This is a genomic window from Sphingomonas sp. BE138, assembly GCF_031456125.1.
Classification (GTDB): domain Bacteria; phylum Pseudomonadota; class Alphaproteobacteria; order Sphingomonadales; family Sphingomonadaceae; genus Sphingomonas.
Map to the genome: position 1 here is coordinate 1 of NZ_JAVDUC010000072.1, position 1,536 is coordinate 1,536.

At 65.0% G+C, this 1,536-nt stretch carries 2 protein-coding genes; both read left to right on the plus strand.

Going from position 1 to position 1,536, the window contains the following annotated elements:
* Positions 1 to 149 precede the first annotated feature (149 nt).
* The gene (locus J2Y58_RS20905; RefSeq protein ID WP_310107429.1) at positions 150 to 560 is read left to right on the plus strand and encodes a hypothetical protein; all 411 of its coding nucleotides are present in this window, start codon (positions 150 to 152) and stop codon (positions 558 to 560) included.
* Positions 554 to 1,465, plus strand: a complete 912-nt coding sequence (locus J2Y58_RS20910; RefSeq protein WP_310107432.1) for a replication initiation factor domain-containing protein — start codon at positions 554 to 556, stop codon at positions 1,463 to 1,465. The genes J2Y58_RS20905 and J2Y58_RS20910 overlap by 7 nt, the downstream gene beginning before the upstream one ends.
* Positions 1,466 to 1,536: the final 71 nt, after the last annotated feature.

Sequence of the window (1,536 nt, forward strand, 5' to 3'; positions counted from 1 at the left end):
GGGTGGCGCCGCGCGGCTGGATAGCTGGGGGTGAAGGGGGCGTGCCCCCTTCGCATACACAAGCGCGGAGCGCGCCCACGCCGAGCCTATTGACGGCTTCCACTAGGTGATGCACTCTCTCTCATGGTGATGCACCATAGGGGGAGACCATGCCGACTAAGCTACCGCGCCTCTCGGTCGTTGTGACGGAGGAACAGCACGCGCTGCTGACGCGCCTCGGAGCGCTTCAGGACCGCTCCGCAGCGTCGTTCATCCGGGAACTCGTCGACACAGCTACTCCTCTCTTCCGCGCCCTTCTGCCGGTGCTGGACGCACAGGCGGCTGCTATCGAGGCGCAACCGGCGGCACTCGCAAAAGCCGTCACAGAGGCCCTACAGGGCGTTCTAGGGCACGATCCCGACCAGCTTGACCTACTGGCTCACATCGCGGCTCTCGTAGCTTCTGGCGAGGCTGGAGAGGCCGGACCGGAGCGCGCGGACCGCAGCGCCAGCGAGGACCGCACGCACCGGACCGGACCGCTCCTGCCCCCGTCGTGTAATTACGGGGGTCAGGGGTGCTGACAGGGAAACAATCCGATCCGATCGTTTCCAAATTCGATTGGTATCGCGCCACAGTGCCGGCTCATCATGGGCTGCTGCTGGATCGCCTCACGAGTGCAATCGGCAATCACACGCTCGATCAGGGCAAGGGCCGGTTCAACTACCATGAGCGCACCTCGATCTGCATCGATGGCGAGGCCGTGGTGAACGTGCTGCACGGCGGGCCGAACGGGCATCCGAACGTGGAGTCATCGGGCGATAACGCGCCTCTCCTGGCGGGCTTCCTGCGGGAGGCCTGGCCGGATCATCGGGTGACGCGCGCGGACGTCGCCATAGACATGGTCGGGCCCGATCTGTTCAACTCGATGGTGCGGCTTATCGGGAAGTTCGCGGACAGCTACCGGCTCAACTGCACGAGCGTCATCAACCGCGATCCGACGAAGGGCGACACGTACTACCTCGGGTCGCGTTCCTCGGCCGTCTTCATCCGGTGCTACGAAAAGGGTAAGCAACTACAGCACGCCGCGTGTCCGGGTCGCTCTCTCGGCTGGGATCACTGGGTGCGGCTCGAACTCGAAAGCAAGCCTCTCAAGCCCTTTCGCCTCGAAGCCGCCAAGCTGGAACCTGCCGAATACTGGGGACTTGCAGCATGGACGCGGGAGCTGGTGAAGGAGGCCGTGGCCATGGACGTGAAACCGCTACAGATGCGACCGCAACGGGTCGCCGATCACGAACGCGCAATGCGGTTCCTCGCCTCGCAATACGGTCCTACGCTGCTCCGTCATCTGGATCGCTGCGGCGGTGACGAAGCCGAGTTCGCAGCCGATCTGCTCGCCAGAGTGCGCGGAGATGGGGAGTATGCGGACGACACTCCTCGCATCGCAGAGTTCACGCCGGGATCAGGGTGGCGCCGCGCGGCTGGATAGCTGGGGGTGAAGGGGGCGTGCCCCCTTCGCATACACAAGCGCGGAGCGCGCCCACGCCGAGCCTATTGACG

Bases quoted from the DNA above. Each gene is read 5' to 3' on its own strand.
- J2Y58_RS20905 (WP_310107429.1), top strand. From the start codon at position 150: ATGCCGACTAAGCTACCGCGCCTCTCGGTCGTTGTGACGGAGGAACAG.